General features: G+C 61.5%; 1 protein-coding gene. It reads left to right on the top strand.

Translation table 11 applies throughout. The annotated features are described in order from the left end of the window. Window positions 1-364: RNA-guided endonuclease InsQ/TnpB family protein (locus O2S87_RS18960; RefSeq protein ID WP_475410246.1), on the top strand; the 364-nt coding region annotated here is incomplete at both ends.

Raw genomic sequence — 364 nt, 5'->3', positions numbered from 1 at the left:
CGGTCGAAGACCTCGACGCGAAGGGCTTGGTCGAGCTACCGGGGAACTCACGGAACCGCGCAGGAGCGGCGTGGGGGATGTTCCTACGACTGCTCGAATACAAGTGCGACCGCGAAGGGACGCACTTCGTCGCGGTCAATCCGAGAGGGACGACCAAAGAGTGCGCATCCTGCGGCGTTTCGAGCGACAAGCCGTTATGGGTGCGCGAACACTCGTGTCCCTCGTGTGGGTTTGAGGCAGACAGGGACGCGAACGCGGCGTGGAACATCCTTTCTCGCGGTATCAAGAAGCGGTTAGGAGCGGGACGCTCCGAATCAACGCCTGTGGAGACTACACTCCCTACGGACACCGTTTCGGTATCTGC

The sequence above is a fragment of the Halohasta sp. A2 genome, assembly GCF_056175805.1.
The sequence above is the reverse complement of the archived record's forward strand: the minus strand, read 5'-3'. Positions and strand labels throughout refer to the sequence as shown.